The sequence below is a fragment of the Microbacterium sp. H6 genome (genome assembly GCF_003314775.1).
GTDB classification, from domain to species: Bacteria; Actinomycetota; Actinomycetes; order Actinomycetales; family Microbacteriaceae; genus Microbacterium; species Microbacterium oxydans.
Genome location: NZ_QOAY01000262.1, coordinates 70,764 through 72,513, shown reverse-complemented (window position 1 = coordinate 72,513; position 1,750 = coordinate 70,764). Strand labels below are relative to the sequence as shown.

The following is a 1,750-nucleotide window of genomic DNA, read 5'->3' as shown; positions in this document are numbered from 1 at the left end:
ATGACAGCTCCAGGGGTGCGGAGGGCGAGGCGGGAGAAGACGCAGGATGGGGGACGGCCGACGAGGCGAACAGGTTCAGCCCGAGCGCCCGCGACAGGTAGCCGATGGCCATCTGCGAGCGGACGGAGTTGCCCGCCTCGTCGAGTCGAGGAGAGAACCCCGCGACGGCGCCCTTTCCCGGCGCGATCGCGACGATGCCTCCCGCGACTCCGGACTTCGCGGGGAGTCCGATCTCGAACAGCCAGTCGCCGGAGCGTTCGTAGAGGCCCGTCGATGCGACGACCGCGAGCGTGTCGCGGCACACGTCCGCCGAGACGATCCGCTCGCCCGTGACGGGGTTCACTCCCCCGTCGGCGAGTGTGGCGCCCATGACCGCGAGGTCGTGAGCCGTGACCCCGAGCGCGCACTGGCGCGTGTACACATCGACCACCTCGTCCGGGTCACCCGCGAGTCGCCCGTAGCTGCGCAGTAGGCGTCCGAGAGCACGGTTGCGGTCGTTGGTCGCGGCCTCCGAGGCGTACACGACGCCGTCGAGGCTCAGCGGCCGGCCGGCGAACGCCGAGAGCCCCTCCCGCATCCGCTCCCACTGCTCCACGGGTGTCGCACCGGGCATGAGCGCTGTCGTGGCGATCGCCCCCGCGTTGACCATGGGGTTCATCGGGTGGCCGTCGTTGAGCTCCAGCGCCATCACGGAGTTGAAGGCCAGGCCGGTGTTGTTCACCCCGACGACTTCGCGCACGCGCTCATGGCCGTGCTCCTGGATGGCCAGGGCGTACACGAACATCTTCGAGATCGACTGGATCGAGAACGGATGCAACGCATCACCGGCGTCGTGCAGCCCGCCGCCGACCTCGATCACCGCCAGACCGAACAGCTCCGGATCGACCTCCGCGAGCACCGGGATGTAGTCCGCGACGCTCCCGCGGCGCTCGTCGGCGTAGCGGGCGTGAGCATCGCGCACCACCTCCTCGACGCGGTCCCACCCCGGCAGCGCGCCGGTGGACGCCTCCTGCGGGACGCCGTGCCATGCTGGGGGGTCGAGCACATCTCCTCCTCGGATCCGTGACGTCCCCCAGCCGTCAGAGTCACCGTAGCGCTCGACGACCGCCTTCACCTAGAGCATGTGCAGCGTTGCGGAGGGGATCAGTACCAGTTCATCGCCTGGGAGTGCGACCATGCGCTGCAGGGAGTGCCGTACACCGACGAGATGTACCCGAGACCCCACGCGACCTGCGTGGCCGCGTTCGTCTGCCAGTCGGAGCCGGCGGAGGCCATCTTGCTTCCGGGGAGCGCCTGCGGGATGCCGGTGGCACCGCTGGGGTTGTACGCCTTGTAGTTCCAGCCGGACTCCTTGTTCCACAGGGAGTTCAGGCAGGAGAACTGGTCACCGCCCCATCCGTACGTGCTCGACATGATCTGCTGTGCGGCCGCCTTCGCCCCCTCGGGAGTGTTCGCTGCAGCCAGCGCGGCTGCGGCCTGCTGTTCCGCGGCGGCCTGGGCCGCCGCCTGCTCCGCTGCGACCCGCGCTGCCTCCTCCTCGGCCTGCTTCTGCTGGGCGGCGGTCAGCGCCCCGCGCAGCTCCGCGGTGTCGGCGACCACGCTCGCGGTCTCATCCTGCGCCTTGTCGGCGAGGACGCCTACGAGCAGCACCGGCGTCACCTCGGTGTCATCGAGCTTCTCGATGTCGCTTTCGAGATCGGAGGTGTCGACGGAAGTCACTGCTCCCACATCGAGGCCGGCGGCGGCGACC

The 1,750-nt window shown here is 69.8% G+C and carries 2 protein-coding genes; both read right to left on the bottom strand.

The window, feature by feature from the left end; all coding sequences use genetic code 11:
* Window positions 1-1,045: glutaminase A (glsA, locus tag DSP71_RS17300; RefSeq protein ID WP_147251352.1), on the bottom strand; the 1,045-nt coding region annotated here is incomplete at its 3' end.
* A gap of 98 nt (window positions 1,046-1,143) precedes the next feature.
* The coding region (locus DSP71_RS17295) for a phospholipase (RefSeq protein ID WP_258546516.1) at window positions 1,144-1,750 on the bottom strand (607 nt) is incomplete at its 5' end.